The 23,244-nt window shown below is 74.0% G+C and carries 1 protein-coding gene; it reads left to right on the top strand.

Annotated features, from left to right (window positions below; all coding sequences use genetic code 11):
* Positions 1–124 precede the first annotated feature (124 nt).
* Entirely contained in the window at positions 125–23,122 is a 22,998-nt protein-coding gene (locus IU476_RS05560) for a non-ribosomal peptide synthetase (protein ID WP_195097134.1), read from the top strand.
* The last annotated feature ends 122 nt before the right edge of the window (positions 23,123–23,244 follow it).

The raw sequence follows: 23,244 nt of genomic DNA, 5'->3' as shown, positions 1-23,244 counted from the left end.
GGATCGAGCAAACCGACCAATCCGTACCGCCGATGGCAACGACTGCCGGTGGGGCCGATGTTGCTATGTGATTGCCCCGTCTGTTGCGTCACTCGTTGTCTCGATCGTCGAACGGAGTGTGTGCATGACCTCGTTGGCCCCCGAGTCCGCCGGCCGTACCGAACACGATGCCGAGGGGCGCTTCCCGCTCTCGGCCGCGCAGATCGGGATCTGGAACGCCCAGCACATGGCTCCGGACGTGCCGCTGACGGTCGCGCAGTACGTCGAGATCGAGGGCCGGCTGAACGTCGCGGCACTGGACCGGGCCATCGCCGGCGGCGCCGCCGACATGCAGAGCCTGTGGCTGCGGGTGGTCGAGGTGGACGGAACACCGTGGCAGCTGGTCGATCCGGCGGTGGAACTCGCCTGCGAGGTGCTGGACCTGCGCGCGGAGGCCGACCCGGGCGCGGCGGCGCGGCGCTGGATGGAACGCGACGCGAGCGCTCCGATGCCGTTGTCGGGGCCGCTGTTCCGGTCCGCGGTGCTGCTGGTGTCCGAGCACGAAACCCTGTGGTACGCCAAGATGCACCACATCGCGATCGACGGCTACGGCGCCATGCTGCTGATGGCGCGGATCGTGGAGCGCTACAACGCGGACGTCTCGGGCGCCGAGCCGACCCCGTCGGGCGCCGGTGACCTGTACCGCGTCTACACCGCCGAGCTGGCGTACCGGGACTCGGCGGCCTTCGTGGAGGATCGCCGCTACTGGCTGGACCGGCTCGCGGGCGTGCCGGAGTGCTTCGAGCTCAGCGATCGCCCGGCGCCCGCGGGCGCGGGCCGCCGGACCGAGACCGGGGTCGTGGACACCGCCGCGACGATGCTGTTCGGTTCCGCGCGTGAGCGTTTCGGCGTCTCCCGGCCCGCGCTGTTCGCGGCCGCGCTGGCCGGCTACTTCGCGGCCGTCACCGGCGTCACCGACGTGGTGCTGAGCCTGCCGGTGACCGCGCGCACCACCGGCCTGCTGCGGGCCTCGGCCGGCTACGTGTCCAACGTTGTGCCGCTACACCTTCCGGTGGAGCCCGGCGCGACCGTCGACCAGCTGGTGCGCACGGCCGCCGCGCGGCTCGAGGAGGCGCTGGCCCACCAGTGCTACCGGCACGAGGACCTGCGCCGGGATCTGGGCAGCACCAACAACCGGCGCGGCTTCTTCGGCCCCGTGCTCAATCTGATGCTGTACCACAACCGGATTCGGTTCGGCGCCGCGGAGGCGACGGTCCACGTGGTGTCGACCGGCCCCGTGGAGGACCTGTCGATCAACATCTACAACGGCGCGGGCGACGCCGGGCTGCACGTCGACTTCGTCGGCAACCCGGACCGCTACGACGACGCGGAACTGCGGGCGCACCACCGGCGTTTCCTCGACTACCTCGCCGAGTTCCTGGCGGCCGGGCCGCAGGCCGCGGTGGCCGACCTGCCGCTGCTGAGCGCCGAGGAACGCGCGCGGCTGGCCGCGGCCGCCGCGGCGCAGCCGCCGATCGTCGCCGACGACCGCACGCTGACCGAGCTGTTCGACGCCGCGGCCCGCGCGCACGCCGGGTCCGTCGCGGTGCGCTGCGGGACCGGCAGCCTCACCTACCGCGAACTCGCCGAGCGCGCGAATCGGTTGGCGCGCAGGCTGATCGCGGCGGGCGCCGGGCCCGAGACGCTGGTCGCGGTCGCGCTGCCGCGCTCGCCGGAGCTGATCGTCGCGCTGCTGGCGGTGCTCGAGTCCGGTGCGGGCTACCTGCCGGTGGACCCGACGTACCCGGCCGACCGCATCGAGTACATGCTCGCCGACGCCCGCCCGGTGTGCGCCGTGACCGGTGCCGCCGTGCGCGCGGCGCTGCCGCCGGGCACGCCCGAGATCGACCTGGACGAGATCGACCTCACCGCCGGCGACGGGTCGCCGCTGACCGACGCCGAGCGCCGCGCGCCGCTGCGCCCGGACCACGTGGCCTACGTGATCTACACCTCCGGGTCGACGGGGCGGCCGAAGGGCGTGCAGATCCCGCACCGCAACGTCACGACGCTGTTCGCGAGTACCCGGGAGCGGTTCGGCTTCGACCACACCGACGTGTGGACGATGTTCCACTCGCACGCCTTCGACTTCTCGGTGTGGGAGCTGTGGGGCCCGCTGCTGCACGGCGGCACGCTGGTCGTCGTCGACTACCTCACCTCGCGCTCGCCGGAGCAGCTGCTGGAACTGCTGCGGCGCGAACAGGTCACGGTCCTCAATCAGACGCCCTCGGCGTTCTATCAGCTCGACGCCGCCGACGCGGCCGCGGGACCGGGCGATCCGGCGGACCTGCCGCCACTGGCGTTGCGGCACATCGTGTTCGGCGGCGAGGCGCTGGAGCTGCGGCGGCTCGGCGACTGGTTCGACCGCCACGGCGACCGCGCGCCGCGGCTGGTGAACATGTACGGCATCACCGAGACCACCGTGCACGTCACCCACCGCGCGCTGGACCGCGCCGACGTGACCCGCCCGCACGCCGGCGGCATCGGCGAGGCGATCGGCAGCCTGCGCGGCTACCTGCTGGACCACCGGCTGCGGCCGGTGCCCGCCGGGGTGCCGGGCGAAATCTACGTCGCCGGAGCGCAATTGGCGCGCGGCTACCTGGGGCGGCCCGGGCTGACCGCGGCCCGGTTCGTGGCGAACCCCTTCGGGGAGCCCGGCTCCCGGCTGTACCGCTCCGGCGACCTCGGCAAGCGCACCGCGGACGGGGCCCTGGACTATCAGGGCCGCGCCGACGACCAGGTGAAGATCCGCGGCTTCCGGATCGAGCTGGGCGAGATCGAGGCCGCCGTGCTGGCCCAGGACGGCGTCCGGACCGCCGCGGTGATCGTGCGCGAGGACGTGCCCGGCGACAAGCGGATCGTCGCCTACCTCACCGGGCGGGCCGACACCCGCGCGGTGAGCGCGGGCGTGGCGGCCCTGCTGCCGGAGTACATGGTGCCCTCGGCCTTCGTCGCCCTCGACGCGATTCCGTTGACCGCCAACGGAAAACTCGATCGCCGGGCGCTGCCCGCGCCGGTCGCCGAGGTCCGCGCCTACCGGGCCCCGCGCACCCCGATCGAATACGCCACCGCGCGCACCCTGGCGGAGGTGCTCGGCGTCGACCGCGTCGGCCTCGACGACGGGTTCTTCGCCCTGGGCGGCAACTCGCTGTCGGCGACCCAGGCCGCCGCCCGGCTCGGCGAGCAGATCGGCGCCCGGCTGCCGGTGCGGCTGTTCCTCGAGGAGGCGACCGTCGCCGAACTCGCCGAGCAGGTGCAGCGGCACGTCGGCAGCGGCGGCGGCCCCGCGCCGCTGACCGCTCGGCCGCGGCCCGACCGGATCCCGCTGTCGCCGGCGCAGCAGCGGCTGTGGTTCATCAACCGGTTCGATCCGGCGTCGAGCACCTACAACATCCCGTTCACGCTGCGCCTGAGCGGCGACCTGAACGTGGCCGCGCTGCGCGCCGCACTCGGCGATCTGGTCGAGCGCCACGAAACCCTGCGCACGATCTTCCCCGAGAGCACCGAGGGCCCGTGCCAGGTGGTGCTGCCCGCCGCCGAGAGCGCCCTGCCGCTGCCGCTGACCGAGGTCGACCCGGCCGAATTGATCGCCAGCGTCCGCGAATTCGCGCGCGGCGGTTTCGATCTGACCACCGAGACCGCGCTGCGCGCGGGCCTGTTCCGCACCGGTCCCCGCGAACACGTGCTCGCGCTGGTGATCCACCACGTCGCGGCCGACGGCTGGTCGCTGTCGCCGCTGTCCGGCGACCTGTCGGCGGCCTATCGCGCCCGCTGCGCCGGGCACGCCCCGGAGTGGGCGCCGCTGCCCGTACAGTACGCGGACTACAGTGTGTGGCAGCGTGATTCGCTCGGCGACGAGTCGATGTCCGGCAGCCGGGCCGCGGTGCAGCTGGCGTACTGGACCGAGCAGCTGGCCGACCTGCCCGACGAACTGACCCTGCCCTACGACCGGCCGCGCCCGCCCACCCAGTCCTTCCGGGGCGCGCGCGTCCCGGTGGAGCTGGACGCCGAATTGCACGCCGGGCTGGCCGAATTGGCGCGCGTCGGCAACGCCACCCTGTTCATGGCGGCGCACGCGGCCTTCGCGGTGCTGCTGGCCCGGCTGTCGGGCATGCCCGACGTCGCCGTCGGTACGCCCATCGCGGGCCGCGGCGAACGCGAATTGGACGGCGTCATCGGCATGTTCGTGAACACGCTGGTGTTCCGGGCCCGCGTCGACGCGAGCGAATCGTTCACCGCGCTGCTGGCCCGCCAGCGCGAGGTCGACCTCGGGGCCTTCGCGAACGCGGAGGTGCCCTTCGAGCGGCTGGTCGAGGAGCTCAACCCGGTGCGCTCGACCGCCCGCCACCCGCTGGTGCAGGTCGGCTTCTCCTTCCAGAACCTCGAGCCGGTGCGCCTGGACATGCCGGGGATCACCGTGTCGGCCGCCGAGATCGACACCGGCATCGCGCAATTCGATCTCCAGCTGGTGGTGGTCGACAACTACGACGAGACGGGCGCGCCGGCCGGCATCACCGGCCACCTGGCCTACGCGACGGACCTGTTCGACGAGCCGACCGCCGCGGCGATCGCCGCCCGCTTCCGCCGGGTGGTGGGCGACGTCGTCGCCGCGCCGCGCCGCCCGGTCGGCGACATCGACCTGCTCGACGGCGACGAGCGCCGCGCGCTGCTGCACGAGTGGAACGACACCTGGCATCCGGTGCCCGCCTCGGACACCCTCGCCTCGCTGTTCGCCGCGCAGGCCGCCCGCACCCCGCACGCCGTGGCGCTCGTCGCCGACGGCCACGACGCGGAGCCCGGCTGGTCGCTGACCTACGGCCAGTGCGCCGACCGGGTCAATCGCCTTGCGCGGCACCTGATCTCATTAGGCGTCGGGCCCGAGACGCGGGTGGCGCTGGGGCTGCGCCGCTCGGTGGACCTGGTGGTGGCCATGTACGCGGTCGCCGCGGCCGGCGGGGTGTACGTGCCGCTGGATCCCGACCAGCCCGGCGACCGGCTGGGCTACGTGCTCGCCGTCGCCGCGCCCCGGTGCGTGCTGACCACCCGCCGCGACCGCGGGCGGATCCCGGCCGCCGCGCCGGTGGTCGAGCTGGACACCCTCGACCTGTCGGACCGCTCACCCGCGCCGGTGACCGACGCCGACCGGTGCGCACCGCTGCGCCCGGAGCACACCGCCTACGTCATCTTCACCTCCGGCTCGACCGGCCGGCCCAAGGGCGTCGCGGTGCCGCACCGCGCGATCGTGAACCAGCTGGCCTGGAAGCGCGCTACTTTCGCGTTGAACGCCGACGACGCGGTGCTGGTCAAGACGGCGGCGACCTTCGACCTGTCGGTGTGGGAATTCTGGTCGGCCGCGGTCTGCGGCGGCCGCACCGTGGTCGCCGCGCCGGGCGGGCACCGCGATCCGGTGTATCTGGCCAAAGCCATGGAATCGCACCGGATTTCGGTGCTGCACCTGGTGCCCTCGGCGGTCGACGCGCTGCTGAGCACCGGCGCGTCGCTGCCGTCGTCGCTGCGCGCGGTCCTGGTGATCGGCGAGGCGCTGCCGGGGTCGACGGCGAGCCGGTTCCGGGAGAGCAATCCCGGCGTGGACCTGTGGAACCTCTACGGCCCGACCGAGGCGGCGGTCTCGATCACCGCGCGGCGGGTCGACGACGAGCACGCGGGCACCGTGCCGATCGGCGTCCCGGAGTGGAACAGCCAGGTGTACGTCCTCGACGCGCACCTGAGCCCGGTGCCGGTGGGCGTCGCCGGAGAGCTGTACCTGGCCGGGACGCAGCTGGCGCACGGCTACCACGCCGCGCCCGTGCTGACCGCGGAACGCTTCGTCGCCAACCCCTTCGCCGACCGGCCGGGCGAAAGGCTGTACCGCACCGGCGATCTGGTGACCTGGAAGCCCACCGGGGAACTGGAATACCTGGGCCGCACCGATTTCCAGGTGAAGGTGCGCGGCTTCCGCATCGAACTGGGCGAGATCGAGGCCGCGCTGCTGCGGCTCGACGACATCGCCGCGGCCGCGGTGGTCGCGCACACCGACGAGCACACCGGCGACCGGCTGGTGGCCTACCTGGTGGCCGCGCCCGACGCGACCGTCGACACCGACACGGTGACGGCCCGGCTGGCCGCGGGACTGCCGTCGTACATGATCCCGGCCGCCTACGTCGTCCTCGACGCCCTGCCCCTGACCGCCAACGGCAAACTCGACCGCAAGGCGCTGCCGAAGCCGGTGTTCGAGGTCGCCGAGTTCCGCGCGCCCGTCGGCCCGATCGAACGGCTCGTCGCCGCGGCCTACGCCGAGGTGCTCGGCGTGCCGCGGGTCGGCCTCGACGACGACTTCTTCGGCCTCGGCGGCAACTCGCTCGCGGCCACCCGGGTGACCGCCCGCCTCAGCGCCGCCCTGCGCACCTCGATCGGCGTGCGGCTGATCTTCGAGGCGCCGACCGTCGAAGCGCTGGCCACGCTGGTGGGACGCCAGACCGGCAAGGGCGCGCGCCCGGCTCTGACCGCCGCCGCCCGGCCCGAGCGGATCCCGCTCTCCCCGGCCCAGCAGCGGCTGTGGTTCCTCAACCGGTTCGACCCGCACTCCGGCGCCTACAACATCGCCCTCGCGCTGCGGCTGCGCGGCGAACTCGACGTGGACGCGCTGAGCGCCGCGCTCCGCGACGTGATCGGGCGGCACGAGGCGCTGCGCACCGTTTTCCCCGACGGCCCGGACGGCCCGTCCCAGATGATCGTCGAAAGCGCCACGGCGACACCGGATCTGGCGACGATCACGGTGCGGCCCGACGAGGTGGAGTCCCGGCTGCGCGCCCTCGCGGGCACGGGCTTCGACGTGACGACCCAGACCCCGCTGCGGGCAGAACTGCTGCGCACCGCGCCCGGCGAGCACGTGCTCGGCGTGGTCGTGCACCACATCGCCGCCGACGGCCGCTCGCTCACGCCGCTGGCCGTCGACCTCGCGACCGCGTACTCGGCCCGCCGGACAGGAGAGTCGCCGCGGTGGGAGCCGCTGCCGGTGCAGTACGCGGACTACAGCGTGTGGCAGCGCGAGCTGCTCGGCGACGAGGCGGACCCGGCGAGCGTCGCCGCCGCCCAGCTCGACTACTGGGTGTCGCGGCTGAGCGGGCTGCCGGAGTGCCTGGAGCTGCCGGTCGATCGGCCGCGCCCGGCGGTGGCGTCGCAGCGCGGCGCGTCGGTGTCGCTGGCGCTGGACGCCGCGCTGCACGCGGCGGTGCTGAACCTGGCCCGCCGCAGCGAGACCGGTGTGTTCATGGTGACCCACGCCGCGCTGGCGGCGCTGCTGGCGCGGCTGGGCGCGACCGACGACGTGTGCGTCGGCACGCCGATCGCCGGGCGCACCGACGGTCAGCTCGACCCGCTGGTCGGCATGTTCGCCGGGACACTGGCGCTGCGCACCCCGGTGACCGGGTCGCAGCGGTTCACCGACATGCTGGCGGCCGTGCGCGAGACCGATCTGGACGCGTTCGCGCACAACGACATTCCGTTCGAGCGCGTGGTGGAGGTGCTCAACCCGGCGCGCTCCACCGCGCACCACCCGCTGTTCCAGGTCGTGCTGTCGGTGCACGACTCGGCGCCCGAACCGGTCCGGCTGCCCGGGCTCGAGGTGCTGGCCGACCAGGTCGAGACCGGCGTCTCGATGTGGGACCTGCAATTCACGCTGGTCGAGCGCTACACCGGCGACCGCGCCCCGGACGGCCTCGAGCTGCGTCTCACCTACGCCACCGACCTGTTCGACGCGGCGTCGGCCGAGCGCCTCGCCCGCCGCTTCGCCGACCTGCTGACCGCCGTGACGGCCGACCCGGCGACCCCAGTGGGCGACGTGGACCTGCTCGACGCCCGCGAACGCGCGGCGCTGGTGCCGGTCCGCGGCGCCGAGCCCGCCGACCCGGTCACCCTGATCGAGCTGTTCGATCGGGTCGATCCGGCGCACACGGCGCTGTGCGCGGGCGCGACCCGGCTGAGCTACGGCGACCTCGCCGAACGCTCGAAACGGCTGGCGCGCTTGCTGATCGGCGCGGGCGTCGGCGCGGGCGACGTGGTCGCGCTGGCGCTCGGGCGCTCGGTGGAGTCGGTGGTGGGCGTGCTCGCCGTCGCCCGCACCGGCGCGGCGTTCCTGCCGATCGATCCGCGGCTGCCCGAGGACCGGATCCGCTACATGCTCGCCGACGCGGGCGTTCGGATCGGGCTCGCCGACGAGGCGGACGCGGACCGGCTGCCCGCCGATGTGCGCTGGCTGGCACCTGCCGCACCGGCCGAGGCGAGCGGTGCGCCGCTGGGTGCCGCCGAGCGGATCCGGCCGCTGCGCGTCGACGACGTCGCGTACCTGATCTACACCTCCGGATCTACCGGCACGCCGAAGGGCGTGGCGGTCACCCACCGCGGGCTGGCCGGGTTCGCCGCCGAGCAGCGCGAACGGTACGGCGTCGAAACCGGTTCGCGGGTCCTGCATTTCGCGTCGCCGAGCTTCGACGCGTCGATCCTGGAACTGCTGCTGGCCTTCGGCGCGGGCGCGGCGCTGGTCGTCGCGCCCACCGACGTGTACGGCGGCGACGAACTGGGTGAGCTGCTGGAACGCGAACAGGTCACGCACGCCTTCGTCACGCCCGCGGCACTGGCCACCGTGGACCCGGGCCGCCACCCGCTGCCGGCGCTGTCGTGCCTGATCGTCGGCGGCGACTCCTGCGACGCCGAACTGGTGCGGCGGTGGGCGCCCGCGCGCCGCATGTTCAACGCCTACGGACCCACGGAATCGACTGTGGCGGTGACCATCGCACCGCTGCGCCCGGACACGCCCATCGAATTGGGGCGGCCGCTGCGCGGCGTGAGCGCGGCCGTGCTGGACGCGCGGCTGCGCCCGGTGCCGCCCGGCGTGGTGGGCGAGCTGTACCTCGCCGGAGCGGGCCTGGCCCGGGGATACCACCGCCGGCCGGTCACCACCGCGGAGCGGTTCGTGGCGAATCCGTTCGGCGCCACCGGCACTCGGATGTACCGCACCGGGGACCTGGCGCGGTGGACGGCGGCGGGCGCGCTGGCCCTCGTCGGGCGCGCCGACGACCAGGTGAAGGTGCGCGGCTTCCGCATCGAGCTCGGCGAGATCACCGCCGCGGTCGCGGCCGACCCGGCTATCCGGTTCGCGCACACCGAGGTCCGGCGCGACCGCTCCGGCGACGCGCACATCGTGAGCTACGTGGTCGGCGCGGGCGAGCTCGAGCCCGAGCCCGACGCGATCCGGGCGCGGGTGGCGAAACGGCTACCGGCGCACATGGTTCCGTCGGCGGTCGTGGCGCTGCCGTCGATCCCGCGCACCCCGACCGGCAAGCTGGACCGTCGGGCACTGCCCGAGCCGGACTTCGGCGCGCTCGCCCGGCCGGGCCGGGAACCGGTGAACCCCAACGAGATGCTGGTCGCCGCCGCCATGGCCGAGGTGATCGGCGTGCCCGCGGTGAGCGCCGACCACGCCTTCTTCGAACTCGGCGGCAACTCGCTGTCGGCGACCCGGCTGGTGACCCGGATCGCCGCCCGGTCGGGTCATAGCCTCGGCGTGCGCGCGGTCTTCGAACACCCGACGGCCGCCGAACTGGCCGCGCTGCTGGACGCCGCCGACCGCGACGACCGGCCCGTGCTGCCCGCCCTCACCGCCGGGCCGCGCCCGCGCCGGATCCCGCTGTCCACCGCGCAGCAGCGGCTGTGGTTCCTCAACCGGTTCGACACCGAGTCGAGCGCCTACAACATCTCGATCGGGCTGTGGCTGCGCGGCCCCCTGGACGAGGCGGCGCTGCGGCAGGGGCTGGGCGACGTGGTGGAGCGGCACGAGAGCCTGCGCACCCTGTTCCCCGACTCCGACGAGGGGCCGAGCCAGGTCGTGCTGCCGGGCGCGGAGGCGCATCCCGAGCTGCCGGTCACCGCGTGCACCCCCGACCAGGCCCGCGCCCGCGCCCGGGACCTGGCGGCGCGCGGCTTCGATCTCGTCGCCGAGGTCCCGCTGCGCGCCGAGCTGATCCGCACCGGCGAGCGGGAACACCTGCTGGCCCTGGTGATCCACCACATCGCGGCCGACGGCTGGTCGCTGCGGCCGCTGGCCGCCGACGTGGCCGCCGCCTACGAGGCCCGCCGGTCCGGCGACGCGCCCGGCTGGGCGCCGCTCGCGGTGCAGTACGCCGACTTCAGCGTGTGGCAGCGCGCGGTGCTCGGCGACGAGGACGACGCGGGCAGCGTGCTGGCGCGGCAGGTCGGCTACTGGACCGAACGGCTCGCCGGACTGCCCGAATGCCTGGAACTGCCCGCCGACCACCCCCGCCCGGCGGTCGCCTCGCACCGCGGCGACGCGGTCACCGCGCGGGTCGACGCGGCGCTGCACGGCCGGCTGGCGGCGCTGGCCCGCGAGTCCGGCGCCAGCCTGTTCATGGTCGTGCACACCGCTTTGGCCGTGCTGCTGGCCCGGCTGTCGGGCACCGGCGACATCGCCGTCGGCACGCCCGTCGCGGGCCGCACCGACGCGCAGCTGGACGAGCTGATCGGCATGTTCGTCGGCACGCTGGTGCTGCGCACCGAGGTCGACGGCGCCCGCTCCTTCGCCGACCTGCTGGACGCGGTGCGCGAGAGCGACCTCGACGCGTTCGCGCACGCGGACGTGCCCTTCGAACGCCTGGTGGAACTGCTCAACCCGGCCCGCTCCACGGCCTGCCACCCGCTGTTCCAGGTGATGCTGTCGATGCAGGACGCTCAGCAGGTGCGACTCGCGCTGCCGGAGCTAGACATTCACGGCGAACGCATCGACGCCGCGGTGGCGCGGTTCGACCTGCAGTTCACCCTGACCGAGTCGCACACCGGCGAGCACACGCCCGCCGGGCTGGAACTGCGCCTGGACTACGCCACGGACCTGTTCGAAGCCGTGACCGCCGAACGGATGCTGCGCCGGTACGTCGCGGTGCTGGCCGCGGTGGCGGCGAACCCCGCCGCCCGGGTCGGCGACCTGGACGTGCTCGACGAGTGGGAGCGCGCCACCCTGGTGCCCGCCCGCGGCGGCGACGCGCTGCCCGCGGCGACCCTGCCCGAACTGTTCGCGCGCGCCGCGGCGGACCCCGAGCGGATCGCGCTGCGGTACGCGGGCGCGGCGCTGACCTACCGGGAACTCGACGAGTGGTCCAACCGCCTGGCGCACAAGCTGATCGGCCGCGGCGCGGGCCCAGGCGACGTGGTGGCGCTGGCGCTGGCGCGGTCGGTGGAATCGGTCGTGGCCGTGCTCGCGGTCGCCAAGTCCGGCGCGGCGTACCTGCCGGTGGACGTGCGGTACCCCGCCGAGCGGATCCGGCACATGCTCACCGACTCCCGTACCCGGCTCGGCCTCACCACCGACCGCGACCGCGCCGCACTGCCGGACACGGTGGACTGGCTGGTGGTGACCGACACCGACGGCCACGCCGCGCGCCCGGTGACCGACGCCGACCGGGTGCGCCCGCTGTCGGTGGACGAGGTGGCCTACGTGATCTACACGTCCGGTTCGACGGGCGTGCCCAAGGGCGTGGCCGTCACCCATCGCGGCCTGGTGAACTTCGCCGCGGCCCAGCGTGACCGCTACGACGTCGACTCCACTTCGCGCACACTGCATTTCGCGTCGCCGAGTTTCGACGCGTCGGTGCTGGAGATGCTGCTGGCGTGGTGCGCGGGCGCGACCATGGTGATCGCGCCCGCCGACGTGTACGGCGGCGACGAACTGGCGGAACTGCTGGAGCGCGAAAGTGTTTCGCACGCGTTCGTCACCCCGGCCGCGCTGGCGAGCATCGACGCGCGATGGGAACTGCCCGAACTGCGCTCCCTGGTGGTCGGCGGCGAGGCCGTCGGCGCGGATCTGGTGCGGCGCTGGGCGCCGAGTCGCGGCATGTTCAACGCCTACGGTCCTTCGGAAGCCACTGTCGCGCCGGTACTTTCGGAGGCCCTGCAGGCGGGCGAGCCGGTGCCGCTGGGTGGTCCGATCGGTGGTGTGGGTGTGGTGGTGTTGGATGGTCGGTTGCGTCCGGTGCCGGTGGGTGTGGTGGGTGAGTTGTATGTGTTGGGTTGTGGTGTGGCGCGGGGGTATGTGGGTCGGGTGGGGTTGTCGGCGTCTCGTTTTGTGGCGTGTCCGTTCGGTGGGGTGGGTGAGCGGATGTATCGGACGGGTGATGTGGTGCGGTGGTCGTCGGGTGGGGGTTTGGTGTTCGTGGGGCGGTCGGATGATCAGGTGAAGGTGCGGGGGTTCCGGATCGAGCTGGGCGAGATCACCTCGGTCGTCTCCGACTGTCCCGGTGTGGGTTTCGTGCACACCGAGGTGCGTGAGGACCAGGTCGGCCAGGCCCGGATCGTGTCCTACGTCGCGCCCGCCGACGAGCGTTCCGGCGCGGATCCCGAGGCGATCCGCCGCTTCGTCGCCGGCCGGCTGCCCGCGCACATGGTGCCCTCCGCGGTGGTCGTGCTGGCCGAGATCCCGCGCACCCCGGCGGGCAAGCTCGACCGCGCCGCGCTGCCCGCACCCGGCTTCGACGTCACCGGCGGCCGCGCCCCGGCCACCCCGGCCGAGGAACTGGTGGCCGCCGCCATGGCAGAGGTGGTCGGCCGCGACGAAGTCCGCGCGGACCACAGCTTCTTCGACGTCGGCGGCAACTCGCTGCTGGCCACCCGGCTGGTGGCCCGGCTCGCGACCGTGACCGGGCACCGCTTCCCGGTGCGCACCGTGTTCGAGCACCCGACCCCCGCCGACCTGGCGATCCTGCTCGACGAGCAGCCCGCCGACGCCGACGCGGCCCGCCCGGCGCTGACCCCGCGCGAGCGCCCGGGCCGCATCCCGCTGTCCTCCGCGCAGCGTCGTCTGTGGTTCCTCAACCGCTTCGACAGCGGGTCGGGCCTGTACAACATTCCCCTGGCGCTGCGGATGCGCGGCGCGCTCGACGTCGACGCGCTGCAGGCGGCGCTGCGCGACGTCGTCGAACGTCACGAGGTGCTGCGCACAGTCTTCCCCGACTCCGGGGACGGCCCGTTCCAGTCCGTGCGCGAGATCGACGCGCTGTGGCCGCAGGGCACGCCGCTGCGCGTCCTCGGGCCCGACCAGCTCTCCGTCGCCGAATTCGCCACCGCCGGTTTCGATCTCACCGAGCAGCCGCCGCTGCGCGCCGGGCTGTCCCGCGCGGGCGCCGACGAGCACGTGCTGGTGCTGGTGGTCCACCACATCGCCGCCGACGGCTGGTCGCTCGCGCCGCTGGCCGCCGACGTGGTGGCCGCCTACGAGGCCCGCCGCGCCGGCGTCGCGCCGCGCTGGGAGCCCCTCGCGGTGCAGTACGCCGACTTCAGCCTCTGGCAGGAGGAACTGCTCGGCGACGACGACGATCCCGACAGCCTCGTCGCGGCGCAGCTCGACTACTGGCGCCGCGCCCTGGACGGGGCGCCGGAATGCCTGGAGCTGCCCTGCGACCACCCGCGCCCGCAGGTGGCGTCGCACCGCGGCGCGTCGGTGGTGACGCACGTCGACGCGGACCTGCACGCCGCGGTCGTCGAGCTGGCGCGCCGCCACGACGCGAGCGTGTTCATGGTGCTGCACGCCGCCCTCGCGGTGCTGCTCGCCCGGCTCGGCGGCACCGGCGACGTCACGGTCGGCACCGCGGTCGCCGGGCGCTCGGAGGAACAGCTGGACCGGCTGATCGGCATGTTCGTGGCCACCGTGGTGCTGCGGGCGCGCGTCGACGCCGGGCAGGGCTTCACCGAGCTGCTGGCGTCGGTCCGCGAGGCCGACCTGGACGCCTTCGCCAATGCCGACGTGCCGTTCGAACGCGTCGTAGAGGCCCTGGACCCGGTCCGGTCCACCGCGCACCACCCGCTGTTCCAGGTGATGCTCTCGGTGCACGACGACACGCCGGAGGTGGTGCGCCTGCCCGGACTCGAGGTGGCGGGCGAGCCGATCGATTCCGGCGCGGCGAAATTCGATCTGCAGTTCACGCTCACCCAGTCCTGGACGGCCGACCGCGCGCCGGGCGGTGTCGAGGTGCACCTGACCTACGCCACGGACCTGTTCGGCGCGAGCACCGCCGAGCTGCTGGCCGAGCGTTTCGTCCGGGTGCTGTCGGCGGTGGTGGCCCGGCCGCGTCGCGCGGTCGGCGACATCGACCTGCTGACCGCGCGGGAGCGGTCCGCCCTGGTGCCCGCGCACGGCGGCCCCGCCGTGGCGGCCCGGCCGCTGCCGGACTGCTTCGCCGCCGCGCTGGCCGCCGGCCCGGATCGCGTTGCGCTGCGCGCGGTGTCGGGCGAGTGGACGTACCGCGAACTCGACGAGCGGGCCAACCGGCTGGCGCGGGCGCTGATCGCCCGGGGCGCCGGGCCGGGCGACGTGGTGGCGGTGGCGCCGCTGCGCTCGGCGGAGTCGGTGCTGGCCGCGCTCGCGGTGACGAAGACGGGCGCGGCGTGGCTGCCGATCGACCCGCGCCACCCCGCCGAGCGCCTCGCGCACATGCTGTCGGACTCCGGCGTGCGGCTCGGCGTGACCGACGCGACCGCGGACCTGCCGGGCGACGTCACCTGGGTGACGCCCGCGGACCTCCACGACGGCGACGCGCGCCCGATCACCGACGCCGAGCGGCTGCGCCCGCTGTCGGTGGACGAGGTGGCCTACGTCATCTACACCTCCGGCTCGACCGGCCTGCCCAAGGGCGTGGCCGTCACCCACCGCGGCCTGGCCAACTTCGCCGCCGCGCAACGCGAGCGGTACCGCATCGAACCCGATTCGCGCACACTGCATTTCGCCGCGCCCATCTTCGACGCGTCGGTGCTGGAGATGCTGCTGGCGTGGTGCGCCGGCGCTACCATGGTGATCGCGCCGCCGGATGTGTATGGCGGCGACGAATTGGCGGAACTGCTGGAGCGCGAACGTGTTTCGCACGCGTTCATCACACCGGCCGCGCTGGCGAGCATCGACGTGCGGCGCTGGCCGCTGCCCGCCCTGCGGTGCCTGGCCGTCGGCGGCGAGGCGTACGGCCCCGAGCTGATGGAGCGGTGGGCGCCGGGCCGGATGTTCCGGAATGTCTACGGCCCCACCGAAACCACCATCGTCATGCTCATGTCGCAGCCGCTGCGGCCCGGTGACCCGCTGGGCCTGGGTGGTCCGATCGGTGGTGTGGGTGTGGTGGTGTTGGATGGTCGGTTGCGTCCGGTGCCGGTGGGTGTGGTGGGTGAGTTGTATGTGTTGGGTTGTGGTGTGGCGCGGGGGTATGTGGGTCGGGTGGGGTTGTCGGCGTCTCGTTTTGTGGCGTGTCCGTTCGGTGGGGTGGGTGAGCGGATGTATCGGACGGGTGATGTGGTGCGGTGGTCGTCGGGTGGGGGTTTGGTGTTCGTGGGGCGGTCGGATGATCAGGTGAAGGTGCGGGGGTTCCGGATCGAGCTGGGCGAGATCACCTCGGTGGTGTCGGCCGAACCCGGAGTCCAGCTGGCGCACACCGACATTCGCGTCGACGAGGCGGGCGAGCGGCGCATCGTCACCTACGTGGTGCCGGCCGAGTCCGCCGCGCTCGACCCCGCCACGCTGCGGGCGCGCGCCGCACGGCGGCTGCCCGCGCACATGGTCCCCGCGGCGATCGTGGTCCTCACCTCGGTGCCGCTGACGCCCACCGGCAAACTCGACCGCCGGGCGCTGCCCGAACCGGTGTTCGCCGCCGAGACCGCGCCCGGCCGCGCACCCGCCACCCCCACCGAGGAACTGGTGGCCGCCGCGATGGCGGAGGTGATCGGCCGCGACACCGTGCACGCCGACCACAGCTTCTTCGAACTCGGCGGAAACTCGCTGATGGCAACGCAATTGGTGGCGCGGATCGCGGCCGCCACCGGAGCGCAGCTCGCGGTGCGCGCGGTGTTCGAGCAGCCCACGCCGGAGGGCCTGGCGGCCCTGCTGGACGCGACCGAGAGCGACCGGGCCCGCCCGCGGTTGGTGGCGGGCGAACGCCCGGACCGCATCCCGCTGTCCCCGGCGCAGCAGCGCCTGTGGTTCCTCAACCGCTTCGACAGCGGTTCGGGCGCCTACAACATCCCGGCCGTGCTGCGCCTGCGCGGCGAGCTCGACACCGACGCGCTCACCGCGGCCATCGCCGACCTGACCGACCGGCACGAAGTACTGCGCACCGTCTACCCCGAGGACGCCGCCGGGCCCGGGCAGGTGGTCCTGCCCGCGCACCGCCCGGCGCTGCCGGTCACCGACTGCGCGCCCGGCGAACTGGCCGCCGCCCTGGCCGCGTGCGGCGCCGCCGGATTCGACCTGACGGCGGAACCGCCCCTGCGCGCGGAGCTGTTCCGGGTGTCGCCACGCGAACACGTGCTGGTGCTGGTGGTGCACCACATCGCGGCCGACGGCTGGTCGCTCGCGCCGCTGGCCGCCGACGTGGCCGAGGCCTACCGGGCCCGGCGCACCGGCACCGCCCCCGCGTGGGAGCCGCTGCCGGTGCAGTACGCCGACTTCAGCCTGTGGCAGCGCGCGCTGCTCGGCGACGAGGACGATCCCGACAGCCTGCTGTCGCGGCAGGTCGCCTACTGGACCGAACGCCTGGCCGGGCTGCCCGAATGCGTGGAGTTGCCGTGCGACCGGCCACGTCCGGCGGTGGCCTCACAGCGCGGCGCGTCGGTGGTGGCCCGCTTGGGCGCGGATGTGCACGCGGGCCTGGTGGAGCTGGCGCACCGCCACGACGCGAGCGTGTTCATGGTGCTGCACGCCGCCCTCGCGGTCCTGCTGGCGCGCGTCGGCGCGGGCCGTGACGTCGCCGTGGGCACCGTGGTCGCCGGTCGCACCGACCCGCAGCTGGATCGGCTGATCGGCATGTTCGTCGGCACCCTGGTGCTGCGCACCGAGGTGGACGGCGACCGCGCGTTCGCCGATCTGCTGGAGTCGGTGCGCGACAACGACCTCGACGCCTTCGCGCACGCCGACGTGCCGTTCGAGCGGCTGGTCGAGGTGCTCAATCCGGAACGGTCCACCGCGCACCACCCGCTGTTCCAGGTCGGCCTATCACTGAACAACCTGGCCCAGGCCCAGCTGCGGCTGCCCGGCCTCGACATCGTCAGCGAGGACGTCGATCCCGGCAGCGCGAAGATGGACCTGCAGTTCACCGTCACCCAGTCGTGGGTCGGCGACCACCGTCCCGGCGACGTCGAGGTGTGCCTCACCTACGCCACCGACCTGTTCGACGCCGAGACCGCCCAGTCGCTGGCGCGGCGGCTCCTCCGGATCCTCGAGACCGTGGTGGCGCGGCCGCGCGTGGCGGTGGGCGACATCGATCTGCTGTCCGCCGAGGAACACGCGGCGCTGGTGCCCGCCGCCGACGGCGCGCCCGCCGATCCCCTCACCCTCCCGGCGCTGTTCGCGTCGTCGGCGGCCGACGCGAATCACTCGGCGCTGCAATGCGGTTCGGTGCGCCTGAGCTACCGGGAACTGGACCGGCAGGCCAACCGGCTGGCGCGGGCGCTGATCGCGCGCGGCCTCGGCCCCGGCGACGTGATCGCGCTGGGCATGTCCCGGTCGGCGGAATCGGTGATCGGGACGCTGGCCATCACCAAGACCGGGGCGGCGTTCCTGCCCGTGGACGTCCGCCACCCCGCCGACCGCATCCGGCACATGCTGTCGGATTCCGGTGTGCGCGTGGGCCTCACCCGGCCCGCGGACCGCGCGGCGCTGCCCGGCGGCATCGAGTGGGTGACACCGGCCGAACTCGACACGCCGGACGCGGTGTCGCACGCCGTCCTCGACACGGTGCGCACCCGGCGGCTGCGGGTCGACGACACCGCCTACCTCATCTACACCTCCGGCTCCACCGGCCGCCCCAAGGGCGTCGCGGTCAGCCATCGCGGCCTGCGCAACTTCGCGGCGGAGCTGCGGCGGCAGTTCCACATCGACTCCGGTTCGCGCACACTGCATCTGGCGTCGCCGAGCTTCGACGTGTCGGTGCTGGAGCTGCTGCTGGCGTGGAGTTCGGGCGCGACGATCGTGGTCGCCCCCGCCGACGTCTACGGCGGCGACGACCTGGCGGCGCTGCTGGACCGCGAGCGCGTCACGCACGCCGTGATGACGCCCGCGGTGCTGGCCACCGTCGACCCGGCCCGCTGGTCGCTGCCCGCGCTGCGCACGCTCGTGCTCGGCGGCGAGGCGCTCAACGCCGATCTGGTCGCGCCGTGGCTGACCGGCCGCACCGTGATCAACGGCTACGGCCCGACCGAGGCGACGATCGGCACCACGCTCTCCCCGCCGATGCGGCCGGGCCACCCGGCCGTCCTCGGCCGCCCGCTGCACGGCATGACCACGGTGGTGCTCGACGACCGGCTGCGGCCGGTGCCGCCGGGCACGGTCGGCGAGCTGTACATCGGCGGCGTCGGCGTCGCGCTGGGCTATCACCGGATGACGCCGCAGACCGCCACCCGGTTCGTCCCGAATCCCTACGGCGACAAGGGCTCCCGCCTCTACCGCACCGGCGACCTGGTGCGCTGGACCCGGTCCGGCGAGCTGGTGTTCGTCGGCCGCGCCGACGACCAGGTGAAGGTGCGCGGCCTGCGCATCGAACTCGGCGAGATCACCGCGGTCGTATCCGCCTGTCCCGGTGTGCGTTTCGCGCACACCGAGGTGCGCACCGACGCGGCGGGCACCGCGCGCATCGCCACCTACGTGGTGTGCGACGAGGCCGCGGTGCCCGCGGTGCGGGCGCACGCCGCGCGCCGGCTGCCCGGCCACATGGTGCCCGAGGCGATCGTCGCGCTGCCCGCCCCGCCGATGACACCCACCGGCAAACTGGACCGGAAAGCGTTGCCGGAGCCGGTCTTCGGGATCGTCGAGGCCGGGCGCGCCCCGGCCACGCCCGCCGAGCGGCTGGTCGCAGCCGCGATGGCGGACCTCGTCGGGCGCGCGGAGGTGGGCGCCGACCACAACTTCTTCGAACTGGGCGGCAACTCGCTCTCGGCGACCCAGCTGGTGGCGCGCATCGCCGCGGCGAGCGGGCAGCGCCTCGGCGTGCGCGCGGTCTTCGACCATCCCACGCCCGCCGGCCTGGCGGCGCTGCTGGAGGACGCGGGCCCGATCGCCGAGCGCCCGGCGCTGACCGCACGCCCACGGCCCGAACGCATTCCGCTCTCGTTCGCCCAGCAGCGCCTGTGGTTCCTCAACCGCGCCGACGTGTCCTCCGGCGCGTACAACATCCCGGTGGTGCTGCGCCTGCGCGGCGCGCTGGACACCGCGGCGCTGTGGAGCGCGCTGCACGACGTCGTCGAACGGCACGAGAGCCTGCGCACGGTGTTCCCCGATTCGGTGCACGGACCCAGCCAGGTGATCACCGCCGCCGAGGTGCGCCCGGTGACCGTCGAGGTCACCGCCGACGGGGTCGCCGACCACGTAAGGCGTTTGGCGGCACAGGGTTTCGACCTCGCCACCGAGACCCCGGTGCGGATGCGCCTGCTGCGGGTGAGCGCCGAGGAACACGTGCTCGCCGTCGTCATCCACCACATCGCCGCCGACGGCGGCTCGGTGCTGCCGCTGGCGTCGGATCTGCGGGCCGCCTACACCGCCCGCGTCGGCGGCCGGGCGCCCGACTGGGCGCCGCTGCCGGTGCAGTACGCCGACTTCACGCTGTGGCAGCACGAACTGCTCGGCAGCGCCGACGACCCGGACAGCGCGGCGGCGACCCAGCTCGCGTACTGGCGCGAGACGCTGGCGGGGCTGCCCGAATGCGTGCAGCTGCCCGCCGACCGTCCCCGGCCGCCGCTACCCAGCCACCGCGGCGCGACGGTGGTCGCCCCGATCGACGCGGCCGTGCACCGGGCCGTGCACGAACTGGCCCGCCGCCACGACGCCTCGGCGTTCATGGTCCTGCACGCGGCGCTGGCGGCGCTGCTGTCGCGCCTGGGCGGCGCCGCGGACCTGGCGATCGGCACCCCCGTCGCCGGCCGCGAGGACGTCGGGCTCGACGGGCTGATCGGCATGTTCGTCGGAACCCTGGTGCTGCGCAGCAGGATCGAACGCGACCAGCCGTTCAGCGAGCTGCTCGACGCCGTGCGCGAGGCCGACCTGGACGCCTTCGCCCACGCCGACGTGCCGTTCGAACGGCTGGTGGAGGCGCTCGCCCCGGCCCGCTCCATCGCCTACCACCCGCTGTTCCAGGTGATGCTCTCGGTACACAGCTCCGCACCGGTCACGCCGGCGCTGCCCGGCGTGGCGGTGGCGGCCGAACCGGTGGAATTCGCGGCGGCGAAGTTCGACCTGCAGTTCACGCTGGCGGAATCGTTCGGGACCGACGGCACTCCGGCCGGGATCGAGCTGAGTCTCACCTACGCCACCGACCTGTTCGAGGACCGCACCGCGCACCGGCTGGCCGAGCGGTTCGTGCGGCTGCTCGGCGACGCGCTCGCCGCACCCGGGCGCGCGGTCGGCGACCTCGCCCTGCTGGACCACGCCGAACTGCGGGCCCTGACCCCGGTGCGCGGCATCGGACCCGGCGCCGCAACGACTTTCGCGGAACTGTTCGACGCCGCGGTCGCGGTCGACCCGCGCACGGTCGCGCTGCGCTACGGGGCCGAGGAGCTGACCTACGGGCAGCTGGACCGGCTCAGCAACCGGCTGGCCCGGGTGCTGCGCGCGGCGGGCGCGGGCCCGGAGACCTTCGTCGCGGTCGGGATTCCGCGATCGATCGAATCGGTGCTGGCCGTACTCGCCGTGGCCAAGACCGGTGCGGCGTTCCTGCCCGTCGATCCGGCCTACCCGCCGCAGCGCAAGGAACACATGCTGACCGACTCCGGCGCGCGGCTCGGCGTCACCGTGACGGCCTGCCGGTCGGAGCTGCCCGCCGGGCCGCACTGGCTGGTGCTCGACGAGGCCCGCACGGCCGACCGGCTGGCGGCGGTCTCCGACGCGCCGCTCACCGCGGCCGAGCGCGGGACCGTGCGGCTGGACCACCCGGCCTACCTCATCTACACCTCGGGCTCCACCGGAATCCCCAAGGGCGTCACCGTGACCCATCGCGGCCTGGCGAACTTCACCCGGGAGCTGGCCGAGCGCTGCGCGGTGCACCCGGGCGCGCGGGTGCTGCACTTCGCGTCCCCGAGCTTCGACGCCGCGGTGCTGGACCTGCTGTTCGCGCTCGGCGGCGCGGCCACCCTGGTGATCGCGCCCGCCCGGGTCTACGGCGGTGACGAGCTGCGTACTCTCCTTCGCGCGCAGCACATCTCGCACGCGTTCGTGACTCCGGCGGCGCTGGCGACCGTCGACCCGGACGGCCTCGACGACCTCGAGGTCGTCATGGTCGGCGGCGACCGGACCGGCCCCGAACTGGTCGAACGCTGGGTCACGCCGCGCGGCCCGGCCGGACGGCCGCGGCGGATGTACAACGCCTACGGCCCGTCCGAGGCCACCGTCGCCGCGGCGCTCAGCATGCCCCTGCGGCCCGGTGCCCCCGTGACGGTCGGCGGTCCGATCCGCGGCTTCGGTCTCTTGGTCCTCGACGCGCGACTGCGGCCCGTCCCCGTCGGAGTGCCCGGCGAACTGTACCTGTCGGGTCCGGGGCTGGCGCGCGGCTACCACGGCCGGCGCGCGCTGACCGGCGCGCGGTTCGTCGCCAACCCCTACGGCGCGCCCGGCGAGCGCATGTACCGCACCGGCGACCTGGTGCGCTGGGCGCCGCACACCGCCGACCGCGAGATCGAATATCTCGGCCGCACCGACGATCAGGTGAAGATCCGCGGCTTCCGCATCGAACTCGGCGAGATCGACGCGGCCCTGGTGCGCCACCCCGCGGTCGACCGCGCGGTCACCACCGCCTTCGCTCTGCCCACCGGCGCACAGGCACTGGCCTGCTACGTCCAGCTGCGCCCCGGCGCGGCGTGCACGGCGGCGGAACTGCGCGCGCACCTGGCGGATCGGGTACCGAATTACCAGGTGCCGCAATCGATCACGGTGCTCGACGCGCTCCCGGTCACGGTCGCGGGCAAACTGGACCGGGCGGCGCTGCCCGCTCCCGTGCTCACCGCCGACACCGCCTACCGGCCCCCGGCCACGGCGGCCGAATCGGCGCTGTGCGCGGCCTTCGAGGAAGTCCTCGGCCTCACCCCGGTGGGCGCCGACCACAGCTTCTTCGAACTCGGCGGCAACTCGCTGCTGGCCACGCGCATGGCCGCGGTGCTGCGCGAGTCCCACGGCCTCGAGGTGTCGGTGCAATCGGTGTTCCTGGACCAGACACCGGCCGGTATCGCGGCCCGGATCGGCGCGACCGGCACCACCGACGCCGCGCTCGCCGACGCCGCGTTCGACACGCTGCTCCCGATCCGCGCGACCGGCAGCGCCGCGCCGCTGTTCTGCGTGCACTCGGTGAGCGGGGTGTCGTGGAGCTACGCCGGACTGCTGCCGCACCTCGACGCCGAGCGTCCGGTGTACGGCTTGCAGCTGCCGCATCTCACCGAGAACGGCACCGGGCCGGACACGGTCCCGGCGCTGGCGGCCCGCTACCTCGCCGAGATCCGGAAGGTGCAGCCCGCCGGGCCGTACCACCTGCTCGGCTGGTCGCTCGGCGGCCTGATCGCCTACGAGATGGCGGTGCAGCTGCGGGCGGCCGGGGAGGAGGTGGCGCTGCTCGCGGTGCTGGACAGCCGCATCCTGGCCGGCGAGCCGGAGGCCGCAGAGCCGAGCACCGGCGAACTGCTCGGCGCGCTGCTCGGCGACGACGACCTGAAACAGGTCGAGGTCACCGCCGAGCAGGCCGCGGCGCTGCTGCGCGAGCGGTCCGGGCCCTTCGGCGCGCTGACCGCCGGGCACGTCGAGCGGCTCTACGCCGGCTATCTGGCCGGCAGCCGGATGGGATCGCGGTACGCGCCGGGATCCTATGACGGCGACATGCTGCTGTTCACCGCGACCGCGGACGCCGGGGCGGCCACCGTATCGGAATCGGAATCCGTTGCGGCGCAATGGCGTCCGCTGGTTCGAGGGGAACTGCGGGAATACCCGGTCGGCTGCTCGCACGGTGAGATGACCACACCGGCGGCACTGACCGACATCGGAGCGGTACTGCGGGGTCGTCTCGATGAGATACCCGAATAGAGGTTCCCGGCCGGACCGGCACCGCGCCGGTCCGGCCGGGACCTCGGCAGGTCACGGACAGGAGACGCGTCTATCGGGAGGTTGCGAGGAGTGCTCTACACAGTCACCGCGGTCGCGACGAT

The organism is Nocardia blacklockiae (genome assembly GCF_015477355.1).
In the GTDB taxonomy this organism is placed as follows: Bacteria; Actinomycetota; Actinomycetes; order Mycobacteriales; family Mycobacteriaceae; genus Nocardia; species Nocardia blacklockiae.
This window is presented reverse-complemented; position numbering and strand designations above follow the sequence as displayed.

Coding starts and splice junctions, on each gene's coding strand:
- IU476_RS05560 (WP_195097134.1), top strand. CDS start 125: ATGACCTCGTTGGCCCCCGAGTCCGCCGGCCGTACCGAACACGATGCC.